17 protein-coding genes are annotated in these 20,039 nt (G+C 63.4%); 4 read left to right on the plus strand and 13 right to left on the minus strand.

Annotation, left to right across the window (positions count from 1 at the left end; translation table 11 throughout):
* Positions 1 to 1,463: 1,463 nt before the first annotated feature.
* From ABZX86_RS29670 to ABZX86_RS29700, 7 genes are read right to left on the minus strand one after another with little or no spacing between them, the layout of a single operon-like run.
* On the minus strand, positions 1,464 to 2,138 hold the full coding sequence (locus ABZX86_RS29670; RefSeq protein ID WP_355127954.1) for an MBL fold metallo-hydrolase: 675 nt from the start codon (positions 2,136 to 2,138) through the stop codon (positions 1,464 to 1,466).
* Between the two features lie 31 nt (positions 2,139 to 2,169).
* Positions 2,170 to 3,267, minus strand: a complete 1,098-nt coding sequence (locus tag ABZX86_RS29675; protein WP_355127955.1) for an alcohol dehydrogenase catalytic domain-containing protein — start codon at positions 3,265 to 3,267, stop codon at positions 2,170 to 2,172.
* Entirely contained in the window at positions 3,264 to 4,268 is a 1,005-nt protein-coding gene (locus tag ABZX86_RS29680) for a hypothetical protein (RefSeq protein ID WP_355127957.1), read from the minus strand. Before ABZX86_RS29680 ends, ABZX86_RS29675 begins: the two co-directional genes overlap by 4 nt.
* A 46-nt stretch (positions 4,269 to 4,314) precedes the next feature.
* A complete protein-coding gene (locus ABZX86_RS29685; RefSeq protein ID WP_355127959.1) occupies positions 4,315 to 5,286 on the minus strand; it encodes a TAXI family TRAP transporter solute-binding subunit in 972 nt (323 codons plus the stop codon).
* The gene (locus ABZX86_RS29690) at positions 5,283 to 6,113 is read right to left on the minus strand and encodes a fumarylacetoacetate hydrolase family protein (RefSeq protein ID WP_355127961.1); all 831 of its coding nucleotides are present in this window, start codon (positions 6,111 to 6,113) and stop codon (positions 5,283 to 5,285) included. The genes ABZX86_RS29685 and ABZX86_RS29690 overlap by 4 nt, the downstream gene beginning before the upstream one ends.
* Before the next feature lies 1 nt (position 6,114).
* Positions 6,115 to 7,044 carry a VOC family protein gene (locus tag ABZX86_RS29695; protein ID WP_355127963.1) on the minus strand — a complete coding sequence of 310 codons (930 nt, stop codon included), beginning with the start codon at positions 7,042 to 7,044 and terminating at the stop codon, positions 6,115 to 6,117.
* A complete protein-coding gene (locus tag ABZX86_RS29700; RefSeq protein ID WP_355127965.1) occupies positions 7,037 to 8,662 on the minus strand; it encodes a bifunctional 3-(3-hydroxy-phenyl)propionate/3-hydroxycinnamic acid hydroxylase in 1,626 nt (541 codons plus the stop codon). The genes ABZX86_RS29695 and ABZX86_RS29700 overlap by 8 nt, the downstream gene beginning before the upstream one ends.
* A 209-nt stretch (positions 8,663 to 8,871) precedes the next feature.
* Between ABZX86_RS29700 and ABZX86_RS29705 the strand changes: the two genes are divergently transcribed.
* Positions 8,872 to 10,257, plus strand: a complete 1,386-nt coding sequence (locus ABZX86_RS29705; RefSeq protein WP_355127967.1) for a DUF3533 domain-containing protein — start codon at positions 8,872 to 8,874, stop codon at positions 10,255 to 10,257.
* Between the two features lie 96 nt (positions 10,258 to 10,353).
* Positions 10,354 to 11,547 (plus strand): helix-turn-helix domain-containing protein, encoded by a 1,194-nt coding sequence (locus tag ABZX86_RS29710; protein ID WP_355127969.1) that lies wholly within the window; start codon positions 10,354 to 10,356, stop codon positions 11,545 to 11,547.
* A gap of 30 nt (positions 11,548 to 11,577) precedes the next feature.
* Here the strand turns inward: ABZX86_RS29710 and ABZX86_RS29715 are convergent, their stop codons facing one another.
* The 5 genes from ABZX86_RS29715 to ABZX86_RS29735 form a co-directional block, all read right to left on the minus strand.
* Positions 11,578 to 12,504, minus strand: coding sequence for a VOC family protein (locus ABZX86_RS29715; protein ID WP_355127971.1), 927 nt, complete (start codon positions 12,502 to 12,504; stop codon positions 11,578 to 11,580).
* Positions 12,505 to 12,514: 10 nt separating this feature from the next.
* Entirely contained in the window at positions 12,515 to 13,387 is an 873-nt protein-coding gene (locus tag ABZX86_RS29720) for a fumarylacetoacetate hydrolase family protein (protein ID WP_355127973.1), read from the minus strand.
* Between the two features lie 37 nt (positions 13,388 to 13,424).
* Positions 13,425 to 15,044 (minus strand): bifunctional 3-(3-hydroxy-phenyl)propionate/3-hydroxycinnamic acid hydroxylase, encoded by a 1,620-nt coding sequence (locus ABZX86_RS29725; RefSeq protein ID WP_355127975.1) that lies wholly within the window; start codon positions 15,042 to 15,044, stop codon positions 13,425 to 13,427.
* A 196-nt stretch (positions 15,045 to 15,240) separates the two neighbouring features.
* Positions 15,241 to 16,671, minus strand: a complete 1,431-nt coding sequence (locus ABZX86_RS29730; protein ID WP_355127977.1) for an aldehyde dehydrogenase family protein — start codon at positions 16,669 to 16,671, stop codon at positions 15,241 to 15,243.
* Positions 16,668 to 17,687 carry an NAD(P)-dependent alcohol dehydrogenase gene (locus tag ABZX86_RS29735; protein WP_355127979.1) on the minus strand — a complete coding sequence of 340 codons (1,020 nt, stop codon included), beginning with the start codon at positions 17,685 to 17,687 and terminating at the stop codon, positions 16,668 to 16,670. The genes ABZX86_RS29730 and ABZX86_RS29735 overlap by 4 nt, the downstream gene beginning before the upstream one ends.
* Positions 17,688 to 17,904: 217 nt before the next feature.
* On the opposite strand from ABZX86_RS29735, the gene ABZX86_RS29740 reads away from it, so the two are divergent.
* Positions 17,905 to 18,360, plus strand: coding sequence for a MarR family transcriptional regulator (locus ABZX86_RS29740; RefSeq protein ID WP_355127981.1), 456 nt, complete (start codon positions 17,905 to 17,907; stop codon positions 18,358 to 18,360).
* Here the strand turns inward: ABZX86_RS29740 and ABZX86_RS29745 are convergent.
* Complete coding sequence (locus tag ABZX86_RS29745) at positions 18,349 to 19,059, minus strand: class II aldolase/adducin family protein (protein WP_355127983.1); 711 nt, start codon at positions 19,057 to 19,059, stop codon at positions 18,349 to 18,351. The genes ABZX86_RS29740 and ABZX86_RS29745 overlap by 12 nt on opposite strands.
* 136 nt (positions 19,060 to 19,195) lie before the next feature.
* On the opposite strand from ABZX86_RS29745, the gene ABZX86_RS29750 reads away from it, so the two are divergent.
* Positions 19,196 to 19,984: an IclR family transcriptional regulator gene (locus ABZX86_RS29750; protein ID WP_355127985.1), complete on the plus strand. Its 789-nt coding sequence runs from the start codon at positions 19,196 to 19,198 to the stop codon at positions 19,982 to 19,984.
* Positions 19,985 to 20,039: the final 55 nt, after the last annotated feature.

The raw sequence follows: 20,039 nt of genomic DNA on the forward strand, positions 1-20,039 counted from the left end.
TAGCCGTCACCCTGCGAATCGAAGAATGTCGGCAAATCCCACTGCCATATGGCGTCAGCCGATCAAACTGATAATTCGGCACGCACTAAAGCGGCCGGCCCGGTCGTCAGGTGTGTGCGTGATGAATTTCGGAGTGCTCCCACTACCGTTCACGTAGAGAAGATCCGCGCGCTGCGCACGGATCGCACCTTGCCGACACCCCCTCCGAAACAACGAAAGTGTTGACAACGAGGACCGATCTTTCACCGGGCCTGTTCAAGGCAGCCGGGGTGAGATCATTCAGCGTGATCATCGCGATCCTTCTCGACATTGAGCGGACCCGCCACTCACAGCAAGTAACAGGGATCACGCCATCATAGAAATACGTACTGCCATACGTAACCATCATCCTGATATATAGGATCAAGCGATCGCAACACGCCTTGTGCGGGACCGCGACTGGCCCGTCCGCGAGACTGCACAAATAACGGATCCCGCAAGCGCCGGCAGGGCACCTTCCGGTCGACGCAATGCGGGGCGTGTCCTGAATTTCAAGAACGTCATCGCCCCGGCACATAACCGCTGCCATACTCATCGCACACATCCGCATGACGAAGCCGATCAGATGATCTACCGCTTGCGGCGTGAGGTGCCGATGCACCTGTGACAGCTCGACACCGTCGGCGGGGTGCCGATGGGCGCGAGCTCAAACTCTCGACCGGCATCGGCAACCATTTCAGCGGAAGTATCCAGATCCGATCCGGGCGCCAAACGGTGGCGTTGCACCGCAGTTCAGTAAGCACCCCGGAGTTCGACCTCCCTTCATACCGCCGCCATCCCACTGCTTCTCGCCGGATACCCACGCGCGCAACGGAAATCGCCGCTGAAGCCATATCGCTCTCACAGGATCACGTACAGCCGTTGGATCGCTGCGCGACGCCTGTTGGTCCATGTCGCAGACGCCGATCACGCACCCATGCTCGTCGCGAGGATATGTTCGTCCGGGTCACCCGGTCATGAGGACGCTTGGTCAAACCACTGGTCCGGGACGTTCCAATCCCATTCAGCGTGGTCGACAGCGTCGTTCAGATGGTGGTACAGGGTGTATTCGCGGTAGGCGTTGACATAACCCGTTGCGCCGACTCCAAGGAGTATCAGACCGGCTGTGAAGTGCTGCCAGACAGTGGATCTGGATACTTTGCGCCGCATGCGTCCTCCTGCGAAGAGCGTTCATCCGTCTCGGGTGTGGGCCGTAGAGTCGGATGGCCTTCCACCACCGTGAGTCCGGTGGTGGAAGGCCAGGTGCCGGCGAGGAGGATCAGCACCTCGCAGGCGGCCGGGACCAGGTGGGACTGCTACCGTCGCCCTTGGCGTGCCGCCGGGCGGGGCAACACAACAGACATCAGAAGCAACCTGGGATATTCCTGGTCCGGGCCCGCGCGCAGCGCCGATGTTCGGCGACGCTGAACGCGTGTCGGGTTTCGCTAGTGCGAAATGTGTTGTGTTGTGGCGTGTTCCAGCACCAGTACTGTCGTGTTCTCGGGTGCGAGGTTCTTCAGGAGCTGGCAGTGCATGTTCTGATGTACTGCGGCCAGGCCCGCTTGGTGAATCGGAACAACGGTCTTCGGAGCGATCGCGCGCAGGTAGTCGATTCCTTCGCCGATCTTCATCCAAGGCCCGCCGATCGGCAGCAGCAGCAACTCGACCGAACCGGGAACCTCGTCGAAGGAGTCTCCCGGGTGAAACACGCTCTCGTCGAGCAGATAGCCCAGGTTCTCCGAGGCGGGCAGCGCTGAATGGATGCAGGCGTGTTCACCACCGGTCACCACGATCTCGACGCCGTGCAGTGAGATCTTCTCCCCTGGTACGACGACATGTTGCGGCTCTCGCATGGGCTCCGGATATTGCGGGTTGTTCAGGGCGGCAAGACTTCCCGCGCCGACTACCAGCTGCACCTGCGGATTGGCCGTGATCAGAGCGGCAAGCCGATCCGAATCGAGATGGTCCGGGTGCGAGTGGGTGATCATGATCAGGTCCAGGTCCCGCAGTTCCTCGAAACCCTGCGAATACGTGCCTGGGTCGAACAGAACCCGAGTCGAGCCTTCGGCCCCGGGAATTTCCACGAGGACGCAGGCATGTCCGTAGTGGGTGATCTTCATGCCGGATAGCCTCCTATCGTTGATGTGCTGCTCAGGGATTGACCACGGTCATCCACATGGGTTCCTTGCGGTTGACCATCGCTTCGATCGCCTCGTCGACCTCTGCGAGTGGGTAGCGCTGGCTGATCAGTTCATCCACGTTCAGAGCGCCGGACCTGAGCAGGGCCAGTACGTCTTCGGCGTCGGACCGGGTGCAGGCGCGGGTCCCGACGAAACGCCAGCAGTTGACCATCAGCGCGATCGGTGGCAACGCCAATGGCGTGGTGTTCCCACCCATGTGTGCCAGGACACCGCCGGTGCGAAGCGCTGCCATCGCCTGGCTGGTGGCCATGCCGGTCGGGATGTAGTCCACGACGGCGTGCGCGCCCTCCGGTGCCAGCTCGCGCAGTCGCCGGGTGAGTGCGCCGGTGGTTTCCCAGTTTTCGGGTAGCTGGTCGAGGGCGATGGTGTCGACCTCGACCTTGCCTGCCAGCGGAGCGACTGCGGACAGTCGTTCTGCACTGCGGCCCACGAGTAGCAGCCGGGAAATCCCGAAGTGTTCCGCGAGCTTGATGGTGGCGGTTCCCATCGTCCCGGTGGCGGCCGTGGCCACAACGGTTGCTCCGAGCGGGAGCTGGGCACATTTGAGGATTCGCACCACGTTCGCCAGGTCGTGCACTTTGGCGGCGACGTCGAAGCTGACATTTGCCGGCAGCTGATCGATCAACCAGTGCGGTACGCGCACATATTCCGCCAGGCCACCGTCGTGGTAGCGCTCGTACAGCGGCATCGGCACACTGCCGAATCCCGCATGCCCGAGCATGGCCTGCTGTGCGCACATCATGTCGCGGTCGGTGCGGCAGTAGTCGCAGTTGCGGCAGTTGAGATTCGGATGCACACGCACTCGGTCTCCGACGGCAACATCGATGACCTCTTCGCCTACCGCGGCCACGGTGCCGGCCGCCTCGTGGCCGAGGGTGGTCGGAAGATGCTTGAACGCACCCATCTTCAGCAGATTCATCATCCCGGGCGCCAGGCCGGCGGAGACCACCTTGACCACGACGTCGAGCGGCCCCGGCTCCGGGATCGAAATCCGTTCGAGCGTCAGAGAATCCGAGCCTTGGTGCGCACGTGCGGCGAGCATGGTCATCGCGAGCTACTTTCCCCGGTGAAGGCGGCAAGCTGTTGAGGTGAATACGGTTGCGCTGTACGGGAGGTCTCAGCGACCTGCGGCAGCTCGCGGTGCGAGAGCAGCGAGATATAGCTCCCGACCTCGTGCCCGACAGTGGCATGGGCGATGCCGAGCGGAATGCGCACGAAATCTCCTGGACCGAGGTCGACAACCCCCCGCTGGGTCAGCACAGTGCGGGTGCCGCTGATCTGATATTGGATCTCATCGGCATCGAGAGTGCGCCGATAACGACGCGCCGAACCTCCTTGCGCAGTAAAGCCTATGGTCCCCATACGGAATTGCTCGGCCTGGTACAGCCATGCCGCGCCAGGCGCATCGGGGGCTGTCAGGACTGCCATCCGGTCACTCTCTTGATTGACCCGGTCGAGCAGAGCTTGTTCATCAGCAGGAAAGACGGTGATGTCGTGACCGAGCGAGCCCATGCACTGGGTGACAGCCTCATTGATAGGGCCGGGTACCCAGCCGGGGAAGGGTGGCGATACCGGTTCTGAAGTCCTTGCAGCCGCGGCTATTTCAGCGACCGGGGCGGGGGTATAGAACAACAGATGGCTTTCCGCGCGACCGTAGTTGTCGTGGGCAACGCCGCGCGGGATGCGAGAGAACTCACCCGGTCTGTGCTCGATGATGCCGAGTTCGGTCATCAGTGTGCGCTCGCCGTCGATCTGGTACGAGATCTCATCGACGTCGCAGTTGCGGTGATAGAAGGGCTGACGATTGTCCATCGTCTGCCATTCGATACGGATCTGATCGTTTTCGTAGACGCCCCGTGGCGGAGCGAATGGTTGCGCCTGGTATTGCTGCGGGAAATGTACGACATTCAGTGGCGGGTGATCACGCCACAGCTTCACCGGCATCTTGCTCGGATGAGGCGGGGCGAGCAAGCTGTGCTCGTCGCGTTCGAGGCTGCGTAACGGCTGATCCGATGTCATGATCATGACGTCTTCGATGACGACGCTCATGGAGACCTCCTTGTCTCGGGTAGCGCTGTGTACCAGCGCGTTTCGGCTACCGAATGAGTGCAGCGGTCGGCAGCGCCCGGTAGTACGTTGCCGCGCCCGGATGCAACGGGACCGGGGTGATGCCCATGGTCGGCGGATCCAGCGGATAGGTGATGGGACTGCGCTCGGGCGGCAGGTGCCGGTACTGGGCCTCGATGAGATGGCGGGTCTCGCCCAGGATCCACGCGATCGCATACGCGACATCGTCGGGCAGGTCTGCGCGCGCCAGCACCAAGAAGTCGGAGAAATCCAATGTGCGGAATTCCGGCTGACCGGGGAAGAAGTCTGCTGCTACCGTCGCTGCCGGCCAACCGAAGTCGTGCTCGAAGGAGTCGAGTACTTCTGGCTCGATCTCCAAGAATCGGTAGTCGCCACCGAACTGCTGCCAATGCGGCAGCATAACCGCCTCGTGCACAATGGCATTGGCGTGCCCGTCGAGCACATTGTCCAGCGATTCGAACGGCCGTTCATCGGACAGGAAGTGCCCTCCCCAGTCCAGCACGTTGATTCCCGAACGCTGCAAGATCGCATGCGCGGCGAGGCCGACATGATTGACGCCGTCGTTCACCGAGGTGGCGACCCGTAGAACCGGCTTCTTCTCTCGCAGTTCAGCGAAGGAGTTGACTCCCAGCGACGCATGCACGGCCACGACGAGCCGGTCACGTTGCGGCACAACACCCAACGCGCGCAGATCCGGGTAGAACTCGTCGCGGTAAACGCCTCGCCCGTCGAGTGCGGCCACCGTGAAGGCGGTCGGCGTGGTCAGCGCGACATCGACCTCGCCTCGTCCGACCGCGCGCACGTTGTCGGAGAACCCGCGTCCATTCCAGATGCCGACTCGGGTGTGCGGCCCGGCACGGTCGGTCAGTTCCTGGCTGATCCAACCGCAGACCCGATGCAGGTTGGCGGTACCCCAATCGCCCTTCAGCTGAAGTGTGATCGATCGGTCGATGCTCGGGGCCTCGGGTCGTGTGTTCATGAGTTGGCCTCCACTCGAATGCGGTTGCGCACCATACCGACACCGTCGATTTCGACAGTCACGTAGTCACCGTCCTTCAGGAAGAGTTGTGGGTCGCGGCGGTAGCCCACCCCACCCGGAGTGCCGGTCAGGATCACATCGCCGGGAGTGAGTGCGGTGAAGGTCGAGATGTCCGCGATGAGGCGCGGAATGGAGAAGATCAGCATCGAAAGATCCGACTCCTGCACCTTCTCACCGTTGAGCACGGTGCGGATGCCCGCGCTCGACAGATCGAGTGCACCGGGCGTCACCAGGAACGGACCGATGGGAGTGCTTGCGTCCCAGGCCTTTCCCTGCATCCACTGATGGGTCTTGTATTGGAAGTCGCGCATCGTGATGTCGTTGGCGACGGTGTAGCCGAGCACATGGTCGAGAGCGTCGGCCTCGGGGATGCGACGACCCGCCCGTCCGATGATCACCGCGAGTTCACCCTCGTAGTCGACCTGTGTGGATTCGGGCGGCAGCACGATGTCGTCGTACGCGCCGATCAGGCTGGCCGCGTATTTGGGGAACAGCACCGGATAGGTGGGCAGCTCCCTTTTCGTTTCCGTGACGTGCTCGCGGTAGTTCAAACCGACACAGAACACCTTCGACGGTTTCGGCACCACCGGCAGCACCGTGACCGCGTCGATATCCACACTGCCGCGGGCATTGCGGTCGGCGTTGGTCAGTATCTCCGACGTGGTGGCAGCACCGATTTCAGTGAGCCCGTCCAACGGCACAAGTGTCGAGCCTTGTACCTCACCGACGCGGCGTACGCCGCGATGCTCGTAGGTTGCGTACGCCATGTCAGTGTCCTTCGCTCGTCTTGCGCCACGAGGCGAGCTGTCCGCCCCACAGATTCACGGAGTTGGGTACCGGCTTCCATCGGCGCGGTACGTAGGTCACGCGATCGTCATGGAACTTCTCCATCTCCGCGGAGAGTTCGATGTGATTGCCGACGGGGTCATCGAAGAAGATGAACAGGTTGTTGCCGGGACCGTGCCGGCCCGGACCCCAGCTGACATCGACGTTCTCGTCGGTCAACCGGTCGCACCAGGACTTGAAGTCCTCCCACTCCGCGAGATCGTAGGAGTAGTGGTCGATGTCCCCACCACGACCCACATTCACCACCGCGAGGGTGTGGTGGTCACGATCGCTGCGCAGCCACGCGAAGCGGCCGTCCTCGAGCTGATCAGAAATGCGGAAGCCGATCACGTCGACGAAGAACTGCACGACCGGCACCACGTCGTCGGTGGCCAGCGTGATGTGCTGGTATTTGATAGGTCGGCGGCCGGTGTCGGCAGCGTTCTCACCCTGACGCTGCACGGCGGTATGGAAATGGACCGGAGTGCCGTGAGGGTCGGCAACGACGATGCCGACACCGACACCCACGGCGGCGTCGAGGTAGGCGGCGTCCAGTGTCTCGACGTGATGCCCGGCAGCGGTCAGTCTTTTCGCGATGCCTTCGACGCCGTCGAGGTCCCGGACCTCGAACCCGTAGTGGTGCAGGCTCTTCTCGCCTGGCACGAGTTCGATGACGTGATGGCCGGCTCCCCAGCCCAGACGTAGGCCGCCGTTGGCGAGCTGTTCCTGTACGACCAAGCCCAGGACTCTGCCGTAGAACGCGGCGGTGGCCTCGACGTCGGGGACCGAGAAGCCGATATGGGAAACAGTGGTGCGCGTGAGCGTTCCGGCCGCATCGCGTTCCTGCAGTACGACCCGCTGTGGTTTATCCATGGCTCATAGCCCTCTCTGTCGAAGTTGCCGACACCGGTTCCGGCGTCCAGGACGTGATCGCGGCGACCGTCTCGGCGGAGTCGCGTGGTGACCACGCGGCCGCGACAACCCGGTCAGGGCGGATCAGTACGAATTGGTTGGGATAGAGGCCGAATTCACGCAGCGCAGCGCCGTCGACGTCGATCAGCAGACGCCGGTGAGTGCGGGGCAGGTATTCACCCAGCGCCATCGACGCGGTGGTGACCCCGAGTCGATCCGTGAGTGGTTCGACTGCGTGCCAGTCGCTTTCGTCGACGTCGACGCCGACCAGCGCCCAGTTGTCTCCGAACACGTCGTCCAGACGCCGGACGGCGTGATCGGAGGTGTCGAACACCAGAGGTTGTCCGATCGCCGCGCCTACACCTTCGTGAGAATCGGCATCGACGACGAGGCCATCGACGAAACGCTGAATCGGCCTGTACCGCATCTGCTCGAGGTAGTCGCGACCCTCCTCGGTGCGCAGCGCCTCCTGGACCAGAGTGTCGCGGCGCTCCGCGAATCGGGCCGAGGTGGTCATGACCACTCGCCCCATTCGTTCGGACATGTGGACGGTGGCGCTCACGTGCGGTTCACGTTCGGTCTGATAACTGGCAAGCACCGAGGGGGCCAGCCGACCTGCGAGTACATCGGCGATCTTCCAGGTCAGATTGGCGGCGTCCCGGATTCCCGAGTTCAGCCCCTGCCCGGCGAACGGCGGCATCATATGCGCGGCGTCGCCCAGCAGGAACGAACGACCGATCATCCACTCATCGGCGATCACCGCGTTGAACCGGTAATTGACGGCGCGCTCGATCTGCTCGGGGACCAGCTCGCGATAGGGCCACACCAGGTCACGTATCAACTCGAAAGAAGGCGGCTGCGCGGGCGTGCCTTCGCCCTCGAAGAGCCGAAACTCATAGCGGCAGCGCCCATCCAGCCCCGGCACGATGACGTGTGGGCGAACGGGATCGCCATGGTGCATAGCGAACCGTTCGGTGTGTGGGTCATCGAGGGTGTCGGCAACCAGCCACACGTCGCTGTAGCTGCGGCCGGTCATATCGACACCCTGACTCAGGCGTGTGACCGATCGACCGCCGTCGCAACCCAAGACGTACGACGCCTCGAGAACGAGGGGACGATCGCCGGCGACCGCATGCACTCGTACCGACTCATCGCCCTGCTCGAAACCGCTGACTTGCGTACCGAAACGTAGCGTCACGTTCGGCATGGCGGCCAGCGTCTCGAGCAGTGCGCGCTCCAGATCAGGCTGGGCGAAAGGGTTCTTGAACGGATATCCCAACCGGAACGGCCGCGGGCCGCGCGCCTGGAACAGTGACACTCCGTGGCGGTCGTAGTAGCGAGTTCCTGTGCCGGGCACCACGATCGGCAGAACCTTGTCGACTATGCCGGCACGCTGATACACACGCAGCGACTCGTCGTCGATGCTGATCGCCTTCGGCTCGTCACTGGTTGTGCGATTCTGTTCGACCACAACCACTTCCACGCCGCGTGCGGCGAGCAGGGCTGCAGCAGTCAGACCCACAGGTCCTGCACCGCATATCACGACATCGGCACTGTCTGGCGACTTCACCGGCGCCATTGCTTCACCTTCTCCCGCGTCGGAGCTGTTTGATAGCCCAACCATAAGATCGTGTCCTACAGAACAAAAGTCACATCCTGCATAACAGGACACATTCAGCTTCTCGCCACGTCAGCGCGTCGACCGATCCCCCGGTTTGCATACTCACCCACACTTCTCCGAGAAATTTATGGCTCTATCAGTATAGCTATAGTGCTAGAGTCTTTTCTATGTCTCGACTGCGCCTCGGCCAACCGGCCATGCCTGTATCGGCTCTGGATTTTCTTCGCCATCCGAAGAACTGGCTGGTCCCCAGCTTCGTACTGACTGCGGCGATCTTCGCAATCACCGTGATCTTCACCGGCAGTGTCGCGAACCCAGCGGCAGACCTGCACCATGCACCGGTAGGACTGGTCAACCTCGACGCGGGCAGCGTGACCCCCGCGAACACCCCGAACCTCGGCGCCCAGGTGCTCAACGGCATCCGGGCACAGCCTCAACAACCCGAGAACGCGGTGAGCTGGCAAACGTTCGACTCGCTCGAATCCGTCACCGCCGCAATCGCCGACAATAAACTGTTCGCCGCGGTCGTGATTCCCAGCGACTATTCGAGCAAGTTGATCTCGCTGCTGAGTCCTACCCCGCAGCGTGCCGAGGTGACCGTGCTGACCAACCACGGCGCCGGCTCCATGGCATCCGAACTCGGTGCTCAGATCGCCGAGAGCGCCGCCCGCGGAGGTTCCGCTGCCGCGGCGCAACAGCTACTCGCGCATGCACCCGGCGCGATTCCGGCCGCCAATGCGATCCTTCTCGCCGATCCGGTGACCGTCGCCCAGCATCAGGCAGTGCCCCTCGGTGCGCGCACCGGCAACGGAATGACCGCTTTCTTCTACAGCTTGCTGTTGATGATGGTCGGTTTCCTCGGGGCCAATGTCATCAACGGACTCGTCGATTCGGAGTTGGGCTTCGGCGCCACGGAGATCGGACCGGTGCGACGCATGCTCCCACCGCGCCACATCAGCCGCCTGCACACCTACCTCGCGAAATGCCTGACGCTGCTTATCGCTTCAGTCCCCGCCGCGACAGCGATCATGGCCGCCAGCGTATTCGTGGTGGACATCGACCTGCCACACTGCGGCCTACTGTGGCTCTTCAGCGTCCTCGCCATCAACGCCATCGGTGCGGGCACCCTTGCCGTGGTGACACTGTTGGGGCCCATCGGGATCGTCATCAGCATGATCTTCTTTGTCGGCTGGTCCATCCCGGTCTCCGGTGGTGCCATTCCACTGCAGGCCATGCCACCGTTCTGGCGTTTCCTCGGCAGCTTCGAGCCGATGCGCGCGGTATCCGATGGCGTCCGCGCCCTCATCTACTTCGATGCCCATGCCGGCGCCGGGCTCGCCCGGGCATGGGCACTGCTGGTGATCGGCTTGCTGGCCGCGCTGGCGCTGGGCCTGCTGGGCAACGTGTTCTACGACCGCAGGGGCTTGCATCGGATTCACCCGCGCGCCATCGGCCACATTCAGCAATTCCTGCAGATGGTTCCCCATCACAAGGATCCCACGCCGATCGAGCCCACCGCATCATTCGCGGTGACCGAGAGTGTCACTCCGTAATCGCTTAGCCCGCACGTTCATCCGAGGGATGCGCTCACACACCTGCCCCATGAAGGGTTGTCATACATTGGGGGCGACGACGCAAGAAAGGCCCCCATGTGTTCCACCAGCAGCGTGGAGATCGCACAGTTGGCCCAGGCATGCAGGGGCGAGATTGCCGCGCTGACAGACAAACTGATCGCTGCAGTATTCACCGACAACCCTGAGTGGACTGATTACACCTCGGTGCCACGTGCGGAGTTGCATGACGCGTGCGGGCGCTACCTCGCACGCATTCTCGATCTATTGAGTGATGCGCAGTCCGATCCCCAGCATGACGAGGTCGCTGCCACTATCGGGAAACATCGTGCAGCACAGAATGTTCCGCTGGAGGCGATGCTGCGCACATTCCGGCTCGGCGGCCGCATCGTGTGGGAAGCGTTGCTGGACAATGCTGAAGCTGTGGATATCAGCCCCGGTGGCATCCGCGACACTGGCACAGCGATGTGGACCGTGATCGATGGATTGTCCTCGGCACTGTCCACGGCCTATCGCAACAGCGAACTCGATCGTGTTCGTCAGGATGAGCGCCGCAAACACGCACTGATGGAAGACCTACTGACAGACCGGATGCACGACGCGGCGTTCCTTGCACATGCCGCGCGCGAACTGAATCTGCCGACACACTCCGGCTATATCGTCGTCGTGGCCGAGTCGCTGCCCACCGGGTGCAGCACCCTACTTGGAGCCGAAACCACCTTAGAGGCAAGGGGAATCCGGTCGGCGTGGCACAATCGTGCACACACCACGATCGGGCTGGTGGCGCTGGAGCAGTGGGACGCAGTACCGGTACGGGAGTTTCTGCGTCCACTGACGCGCGGGCGCGCGGCGTGTTCCCCCACCGTACAGAGCCTCGCGGAGGTGAACACCGCGCACGGGCTGGCACACATCGTTTTGCGGACACTCCCGATCGATACGGTTGCACTGGTATCGATGGACGAGCGTTATCCGGAGGCACTGCTGGTGCGGTCGCCCGATCTCGCGGATCTGCTGCTGTCCCACATCCTCGGTCCCGTCCTGCGACTGCCGGTCAATGACCGTGACGCCTTGCTCGGGACTCTGTCGCAGTGGCTGGCTCAGAATTGCTCGGCGACCAATGCCGCGGCACGCCTGCATTGCCATCGCAACACGGTGCTCAACCGGTTGCATCGCATATCGACGCTGATCGGACGCCCTCTCGACGGGCAACGAACCTACTTCGAGCTCACGCTCGCCCTGATTGCCTTCGAATTGTCCTGCCGCGCAGCCTGATCGGGCTGCGCGGCAGGCGTCGAGCGGTCGTCATCCGTTATTCGAGTGGGCTCCGGTCATGAGAGCAGCCAAATCGTCTGGCTCGAGGAAGGAAGGCGGCGGCGGCGGACCCCAAGCGTAGAGTCCTTGCAGTCCTTCGAGAACGTTCGGGCTCCACAACTCGTCCTCGGGCACGGTGTCCATATCGGAGTAGTACTCGGAGAAGTTTCCTGCCGGATCCTTCAGGTACCAGAAGAAGTTCGCGCCCGCATGGTGGCGGCCGAGTCCCCAGATATGACGTTCCGGATGCCCTTCGAGCATGGCGTGCGCGCCGCGCCCGACCTCGTCGATATCGTCCACCTGCCAGCTGGTGTGGTGCAGGAAGTTGACCGGCGCCGCCATGACGAGCACGTTGTGATGTTCGACCGAGCAGCGCAGGAACGCGGCCTTGTCACCCATGTAGTCACTGACCTTGAAACCCAAACCGGCGACGAAGAACCGCATGGTCGTGGCCAAGTCCGTGCTGCCGAGCACCGCGTGCCCAAGCTTTCGAGGCCGGACACGCTCGACGCGGGACAAGAACGGTGCACGACCCCAGCGGTCTATACGACCGGGACCGTTGTACGGCGTTGCCGGCACCGGCGGGTCGATGGTGATTCGCGCGCGCACCACCACTCGCACGACCGTGCCGGTGACCGGTTCTATCGTTCGCACCGCGGAGGGTCCGTGCTTGATCGGCATCCCCAGCGCATCGAGTCTGCGGGCAACAGTCGCGATGTCGTCGGGGTGGTCGGCGGCGACGGTGAGATCGAGCAACCGCCGCTGCGGAGCCTGGACCACATGTAGCTGTTCTCCGCCGTCGCGGGTGGCGAAACGCCCCTCACCGAGGTGATCGAGCCCGAATTCGGTGTAGTAGCCGATGGTCTCGGCCAGATTCGGCACACCGATGGTGACCTTGCCAAGTCCGTGTAATGCCATGGCATGTCCCCTATTGCCCGGTAACGAAGGTCTGCCGCAGTGCGCCGATCCCTTCGATCCAGGTGTCGAGACTCTCGCCCGCGCGCAGGAATCGCTGGGGTTCACGGCCGGCGCCTACTCCCGCTGGAGTGCCGGTGAAGATCACGTCTCCGGGGTACAGCGTCACCGTCTGCGACAGGGTCGCGACAAGCAGCGGCACCGGAAAGATCAGGTCGCGGGTGCGCCCCTTCTGCACTTCTTCCCCGTCGATCGTGCATCCGAGTTCCAGATCATCCGGATCGGTGAACTCGTCCGGCGTGACAAGCCACGGCCCCTGTGGCGAGAAGCCGGCGAACGACTTGCCGAGTCCGAATTGCGGTACAGGACCGCGCAACTGCGACACCCGCTCCGAAATATCCTGGCCCGCTGTGAGTCCCGCGACCGAGGCCCACACATCCGCCGGGTCGGCATGGCGCAGTTCTCGGCCGATGATGACCACCAACTCGGCCTCCCAGTCGACGTTGCCGCCCTCGGGCAGCGTGACCGTCGAGTCGGGGCCGGTGAAGCTCGAGACGTACTTGGTGAAGACCGGTGGCAGTTGTTCCGGTGCGGCAAACCCTGATTCCTCTGCGTGAGCGCGGTAGTTCAATCCCACCGCGAAGACCTGCCGAGGCGTCGGCGAGGGTGCACCCAACTGGTCACGGTTCAGAATGAACGATTGTGCCTGCAGCGTTTCCGGGAGCACCGTTGCCGCCCACTCGCACAGACTGTCCCAGTGCTCATAGATCTGGGCGAAGTCGGGGCCGAAGCGGCCATCGGATACTGCGGCGATGTCTGCGGCTCGCTCCTTGCCTGCCTCACCGAAAACGAAGGCGCTGCGACCATTCAGATTTGCGATACGCATGAAAGTTCCTCTCCTTGGGGTGTGTAGATCAATGGCCTCAGAGGAGGCCGGTGACCGAAGTGGGTGCCGAGTCTTCGACGCTCAGGCAGGTCGCGTATTCGGCAGCCAGTTCTGAGGTATCGCCGACGGTGGCGGCCGTTCCGAAGATGTAGTGATCGGGCCGGATCAACACCGCCGCGACAGCGTTGGCGGCCAGCCACGTGGTCCATTCGCGCTGGTGGTCACGCAGATCCGGTTCGCCCTCGGGCGCGATCGAGATCGACGTGACACCGGCCTGGGCCAAATCCCGTCGTGCCGATTCGGTCAGTAGACGTTCGGCGGGTTCGTCTGCGGCGACAATCAGCACCGCGCCGTATCCAGTTGCGGCGTCGAGCAGTTGAGGTTCCTCTTCGGCGATGACCGAGAACTGTGGGGCCATGGTGCCTGCCAATTCACCGACGGCACGCACGACGCCGTCGCCGAGGACCGGGCGGGCCGCCACGGGCAGCACCACCGCCGGGTCGGCGCCGCCGGCGATCATGCGTGAATCGCGCTGCGCGGCTTGCTCGGTATCGAGCACACAGATCACCTTGCCCAATTCCACCGACATCGCAATCGCGTGCTGGAGGTGGAGACTGCGTTCGCTGGCATAGGTGTCCAGCAGCGACGACGAGGACGCCCCGCGCAGGACCCGGTCCAGTTTCCAGGACAGATTCGCGGCATCGCGCAGTCCCGAGCACATGCCCTGTCCAGCGAACGGAGGCATCTGATGTGCGGCATCCCCGGCGATCATCAGTCGGCCGCGCCGCCACCGGTCGGCCCAGCGGGCTGCGAAGGTATAGATCGCATGACGCTCGAGCTGTGTGTTGGCCGGAGTTCTCCCCCAGCCGGCCAACAACTCCCAGGCGCGCTCGAGGGTTCCGAGTTCGCCGGCTTCCTCTCCGGGCAGCCGCATGAACTCCCAGCGACGCCGGCCGGGTCCACCGGACACGATCGTCGTGGGGCGGACAGGATCGCACAGCTGCCAATTCTGCGGCGACCAGACCTGCTCGTCGGTCGGGATCGTGTCGACGATCAGCCAGTCGAAGAAGAAGCCCTGATCGTGCATCACTGCACCCATGCATTGGCGTACCACGCTGTTCGCGCCATCGCAGCCTATGACGTAGCGAGCGGTGAACCTTCGCGTTGCCGTCGAAGCCTGGACCGGTTGGCCTGGCTGCTGGGCCGCGGTATCGCCGACCGCAACGGTCACTATGTGGTCCGTCTCGTCGATGTCCACGACCTCCGCGCCACGAATGAGCGTGACGTTGGGCATGGCATCGACGGCCCGGGCCAGGACCTGCTCCAGTTGGGGCTGGGAGAAGAAGTTGGCTGTGGGCCAGCCGTTGGGCCCGTTGCCCGACCAGTCGATACGCAGCAGCGCTTGCCCTGCCGCGTTGCGCCACTCGTAGTGGTCAGGGACAGGATCAGAGATCGCCTTGATCTCGGCGGCCAGGTCCATCGACCCGAATACTCGACCGATCTCGTCATCGAAGTGCACCGCGCGTGGGAGTGGATACGGCTCCGGCCAGCGTTCGAGTATCACGACGTCATGACCGCGGAGGCCGAGCATGCGCGCGGTGGCCAGGCCGACCGGGCCCGCTCCGACGATAACCACGTCGTGTTCTGAGTTGTGCATAATTCCTCGCTACGGGAAACCCGAGGGTACGAATTGAGCCCAATTGAGCATGCTTGATACATTCCGATTTGCGCCGTGCGTCTCAGTTGTCAAGACACTCAACGGAATTGGAGATGGTGGCTCGGACCCACAATGCCGACCTCGCAACCCGAGCCGATATTCGGGCTCCGGCGATCGCCCGACGCCCACGTCTCGATCACTTGCCTTGGTGGACAAGGTGTTTCAGCTCCTGAAACTCCTCCAAGGCGCGATGCCCGTTGAGACGTCCCACACCGCTGTGTTTGAATCCGCCTTCTTCCATCTGATCGTGAATGACACCCCAGGTGTTGGTCCATATCGTTCCGGCGTCGATCCGCCGTCCGACTCGATGGGGGCGATCGACGTCGCGGGTCCAGATGGAGGCCGCCAGACCGTATTGGGTGGCGTTGGCGCGTTCGATCGCATCGGATTCATCGTCGAACAGCTCGAATGTGGCTACCGGCCCGAAGACCTCGTCTTGCACGATGGGGCTCGACAGATCCGATACCTCGAGCAGTGCGGGACGCAGGAAGGCGTCGTTGCCGGCGGGATTGATCAGACCACCGCGGACGAGCACTGTGGCGTAGCCGGTCGCAGCGTCGATAAGCCGGTCCACGCGTTCGGCCTGCGCACGATCGATCAGCGGACCCATGGTGGTGTCCAGGTCCGCACCGGCTCCGACACGTATCTGAGTGAGAGCGGTGATCATTCGTTCGCGCAGGTCGTCGGCAATACCGCGCTGGGCGAGGATCCTGCTTCCCGCCATGCAGAATTGACCCGAGAACGTCGTGATCGCGGCGGTGAGGGCCGGAACGACCGCGTCGAGGTCGGCATCGTCGAAGACGATCATCGGCGATTTGCCACCGAGTTCGAGCGAGACCCGCTTGAGCCCAGGAGCCGCTGCGGCCATGATGGCACGACCGACGGCTGTCGAACCGGTGTAGCTGATGACATCTGTGCTCTCGTCCGAAACCAGTAGCGGGGCACCATCATTGCCTGATTCGGTGAAAGCGTTGATCACCCCTTCCGGGATCGTGTCGGCGATGAGCTCGTAGAGCAGTCCATTGGTCAGGGCGGTTTGCGCCGGCATCTTCATCGCGACGGTGCAACCGGCGGCCAATGCGGGTGCGAACGAGCGCACCGCCAGAATGACCGGCGAATTCCACGGAACGATCACCGCGGCAACACCGATGGGCTGCGGTAGCAACATCGAGTACATGCCGGGTGCGATCTCGGCAGCGCGGCCGCTGTCGGTGAGTGCGAGTGCGGCGTTGTAGCGCAGTTTGGGAATGGCGCCGTCGACCTCCATCGTCGCATCGGCGAGCCTTTTGCCGTTTTCCCGGGACAGGAGGGTGATGAGTTCGTCGCGGCGAGCAGCCATGGCGTCGGCGAGCGCGAACAACGCTGAGGCGCGGGCATGCCGGTTCGAGGACCATTCGGTGGTATCGAATGCGCACCGCGCGGCGTCGATCGCGGCACGGGCGGTCACGGCACCACCGTCGGCGAAGGTACCCAGTTTCTGCCCGGTGGCCGGGTCGATGCTGATACCCACGGCGTGACCGTCACGCCATGTGCCGGCGATGAGGTTGCGGGCGTGTGGAAATGTCATGGTGCCTCGAATCGGATGACGGGTTTGACGGTGACGCCGCTGCGTGCATCGGCAACGGCCTGATCGAGGTCCTGCGGCGGGTAGAACTTGATGAGCCGGTCCACAGGCAGTCGGCCGGTGCGGTACAGGCCGATGAGGGCCGGGATGAAAGTGATGCGGTCACTGCCGCCTTCGGTGACTCCGAGCAGCGTCCGGCCGTCGATCATGGCATTCACATCCACCGCGATCTTGGTACCCGCGGGCGGCGCCCCGATGATCGCGACGGTGCCGCCCGCGCGAACCATGCTTGGCGCTTGTTCGAGAAGTGCTGGGGCGCCGGTGGTTTCGATGACATAGTCGAAGTCGCGCAAGGCATTCACTTCGGTTGCCGTCGCGGTGGCTCCGAGCTCGCGGGCCAAGTCGAGCCGAGTGGCGACCTTGTCCACGACCACGATGTCACCGGCCCCCGACTGTCCGGCGGCCATCAGCGCGGACAGCCCGACCGCTCCCGCACCGAAAATGGCGATGCGGCTACCGGGTTCGGGTCGCAGCAGATTGAGTACCGCACCGGCACCGGTCTGGATACCGCAGCCGATCGGCGCGAGCAGGGCCAACTCGTCCTCATCACGCACCTCGACCGGCACGACGCTTTGCTCGGACACGATCGCGTATGGAGCAAGAGATGACTGACCGAAGAACAGGCCACCGATCGCAGCGCCGGAGCTGTCGCGGATCGGCGTGGTGCCATCGGGCCGCGCCGCACCGAAATTCAACGGAAAGTAGGTCGGACACTGCGTCGGCCTACCGGTGCGACAGCGCGTGCACGCGCCGCAGGACGCGAACGACAGCACGACCCGATCGCCGGGAATCGTGCCGGTGACGCCGTCTCCGACAGCCTCGACGACACCCGCACCCTCATGTCCGAGCACAGCCGGCAATGGCGTCGGGAGCCGACCGGCCAGCACCGATAGGTCGGTGTGGCAGACGCCGGTCGAGACAAGGCGGATCAGCACCTCACCAGGACCTGGATCGTCCAAGATGACTTGTTCCCACGCGAAGTTTTCTGCGCCGGGACGGGCGATAGCAGCGACGGTATCGATCGGCAAAGCAAGACTCCCTAGAGGTTTCAGGACCCGATAGCAATCACAGTACGATTGTGTCCTGTATTACGGAATTGGCGTCCTCTTATTCAGGACGCAGGCATGACACGCGGCCGATAGGTGGCAATGTCTACTACTAGAGGTAAAATTCGGCGTGCCCACCACCCCTCGCGACAACCTGCCCGCTGACGTCACCCGAACAACCTGGACGCTGCACCGCGCCTTACGCCAGAGTCAAGGTGCACCGCGTGGCGAAAACCCCCGGCCGCTCGCTCAAGTGGAGGTGCTGAACCTGGTTGACAATCGGCCGGGCATCACCGTCCGTGAGGTGTCCGAAGCGCTGCACATGCAGGCCAACAATGTCAGCACCCTGATCTCCGTCCTGGTCAAAGACGGTTTCCTCGAACGGCGAGCCGACCCGATCGACGGGCGTGTGGTGCAGTTACATCCCACCGCGAAGATGCTGACGACCAGTACCGAACTCGCCGATCGACTCGACACCGGAGTCTCCGAGGCACTCAACCAGCTCACAGGGCAGGCCCGAGCCCGAATCGCCGCTGCACTTCCGGACCTGCGCGCACTTGCCGAGGCTCTGAATTCACAATCCTGACGACGGCTGCCGGTCGGCATCGAGCCGCCTGAGCAGGTACTGCCAGCCCGCATCGAGTTGGGCGGCGTTCCACACCTGATCGCGTTTGAATCGAGTTTCGGCCTCGTCGGACCAGACTTTGGGCCCTCCGGCCGAGGCGGCGAGAAGCTGTGTGCGGCAAGCGCGTTCGAGGAGAACCGCATACATCACCGCGGTGCCCACATCAGGACCGACCGTCACTGCGCCGTGATTGGGGATGAGGATCGCGTGGGCGTCCCCGAGTCGTTGCGCGAGCGCAGCGCCCAGTTCGGGTGTGGCAATGAGCGCACCGGTTTCGGTGAACCGGGGTAGCTGCGGGCAGGCGAAAGGCACGGCATCGTGGGAGACCGGCAGCAGGTCGCAGTCCAGCGACGCAAACGCCGCCAGAGTCGGGGCGTGGGTGTGGACCACGGCGCCGACATCCGAGCGGTGGGCCATGACCTCTGTGTGAATGGGAAATTCCAGATGCCGGCGGCCCGCACCATCCAACACCGACCCCGAGGGGGAAACCAGCACGACCTTCTCGCGATCGATTTCTTCGAATCCCCAGCCGGAGGCCTTCATCCACACACCCGCACCGTCCGGATCGCGGACCGACGCATGACCCCAGACCATGTCCCCCAGACCTGCGACCGCCAGGGCGCGACTGGCCTGGATCACCGAGTTCCTGACGTCTTCCATCTGTCTCCTTCGGACAAAACCGAGCGTATGGCAAAGCCATCGCACCCGCTAAATGACTCACCGTAGAATCAGGGTCCTATGTTTCATAAGGTTGATCCTGTTTTACAGGACAGACACGACAGAATACGGTGGAGCGATGACCGAACGCAGCACGACAGCCAGCACATACCGCGAGCGCAATTCGACCGCCGACCGGGCGCTGGACATCCTGATGTTGTTCTCCGCCGACAAGCCGGTGTGGACCGGCAGCGAAGTGGCCATCGAACTCGGAGTCGCTCGTTCGACCGGCTACCGGTACCTGCAGAGTCTCAGCAGCAATGGCTTCATCGAGGAAGCCGCCGGCGGATTCCGGCTGGGTCCCAAGATCTTTCAGCTCGCCAGGCTGGCCCGCGCGGGCCTCGGATTATCGGATGCCGCCCTGCCTGCCATGCGCTCACTCGCCGCGCAGATCAACGAGACGGTGCTGCTCACCCGACGCTCCGGACGCTCGGTCGTCTGCCTTGATCTCGTCGAGGCGCAGCACGCGGTGCGTTTGTCCTACGAGCGCGGGCACGTATTGCCGATCAATGCCGGCGCCGCCGCCGAAGTTCTTCTGGCCTGGGCCGATCCAGCCGAGGTCACGGCAGTACTCGAGCAAGCCCCGCTCGAACGATTCACGACCAAAACCCTGACCGAGCCCGAAGCGCTCCGAAAGCGCTTGGCGCACATTCGCAAACAAGGCGTCGCGGTGTCACACGGCGAACTCGACCCGCACATCCTGGGCGTTGCCGCCCCGATCCGAAACGCCGAGGGATCGGTCTGTGCCGCGGTCAGTATTGCGGCACTCGCAGCCCGGGTCCCACGCGGGGAGTTGCGCAATGTCGAGAAGGCGGTACGCGAAGCCGCCGCCGCCATTTCTCGCCAACTAGAGCTTCGCGAGGCCTGACACATCCACCAACAGCGACTATTGCGGTCTATACCTGATATTCAGGATGGATCTA

Origin of the sequence: Nocardia sp. NPDC006630 (assembly GCF_040611495.1) — a bacterium.
GTDB lineage: Bacteria > Actinomycetota > Actinomycetes > Mycobacteriales > Mycobacteriaceae > Nocardia.

Coding starts and splice junctions, on each gene's coding strand:
- ABZX86_RS29670 (WP_355127954.1), bottom strand. CDS start 2,138: ATGAAGATCACCCACTACGGACATGCCTGCGTCCTCGTGGAAATTCCC.
- ABZX86_RS29675 (WP_355127955.1), bottom strand. CDS start 3,267: ATGACCATGCTCGCCGCACGTGCGCACCAAGGCTCGGATTCTCTGACG.
- ABZX86_RS29680 (WP_355127957.1), bottom strand. CDS start 4,268: ATGAGCGTCGTCATCGAAGACGTCATGATCATGACATCGGATCAGCCG.
- ABZX86_RS29685 (WP_355127959.1), bottom strand. CDS start 5,286: ATGAACACACGACCCGAGGCCCCGAGCATCGACCGATCGATCACACTT.
- ABZX86_RS29690 (WP_355127961.1), bottom strand. CDS start 6,113: ATGGCGTACGCAACCTACGAGCATCGCGGCGTACGCCGCGTCGGTGAG.
- ABZX86_RS29695 (WP_355127963.1), bottom strand. CDS start 7,044: ATGGATAAACCACAGCGGGTCGTACTGCAGGAACGCGATGCGGCCGGA.
- ABZX86_RS29700 (WP_355127965.1), bottom strand. CDS start 8,662: ATGGCGCCGGTGAAGTCGCCAGACAGTGCCGATGTCGTGATATGCGGT.
- ABZX86_RS29705 (WP_355127967.1), top strand. CDS start 8,872: ATGTCTCGACTGCGCCTCGGCCAACCGGCCATGCCTGTATCGGCTCTG.
- ABZX86_RS29710 (WP_355127969.1), top strand. CDS start 10,354: ATGTGTTCCACCAGCAGCGTGGAGATCGCACAGTTGGCCCAGGCATGC.
- ABZX86_RS29715 (WP_355127971.1), bottom strand. CDS start 12,504: ATGGCATTACACGGACTTGGCAAGGTCACCATCGGTGTGCCGAATCTG.
- ABZX86_RS29720 (WP_355127973.1), bottom strand. CDS start 13,387: ATGCGTATCGCAAATCTGAATGGTCGCAGCGCCTTCGTTTTCGGTGAG.
- ABZX86_RS29725 (WP_355127975.1), bottom strand. CDS start 15,044: ATGCACAACTCAGAACACGACGTGGTTATCGTCGGAGCGGGCCCGGTC.
- ABZX86_RS29730 (WP_355127977.1), bottom strand. CDS start 16,671: ATGACATTTCCACACGCCCGCAACCTCATCGCCGGCACATGGCGTGAC.
- ABZX86_RS29745 (WP_355127983.1), bottom strand. CDS start 19,059: ATGGAAGACGTCAGGAACTCGGTGATCCAGGCCAGTCGCGCCCTGGCG.
- ABZX86_RS29750 (WP_355127985.1), top strand. CDS start 19,196: ATGACCGAACGCAGCACGACAGCCAGCACATACCGCGAGCGCAATTCG.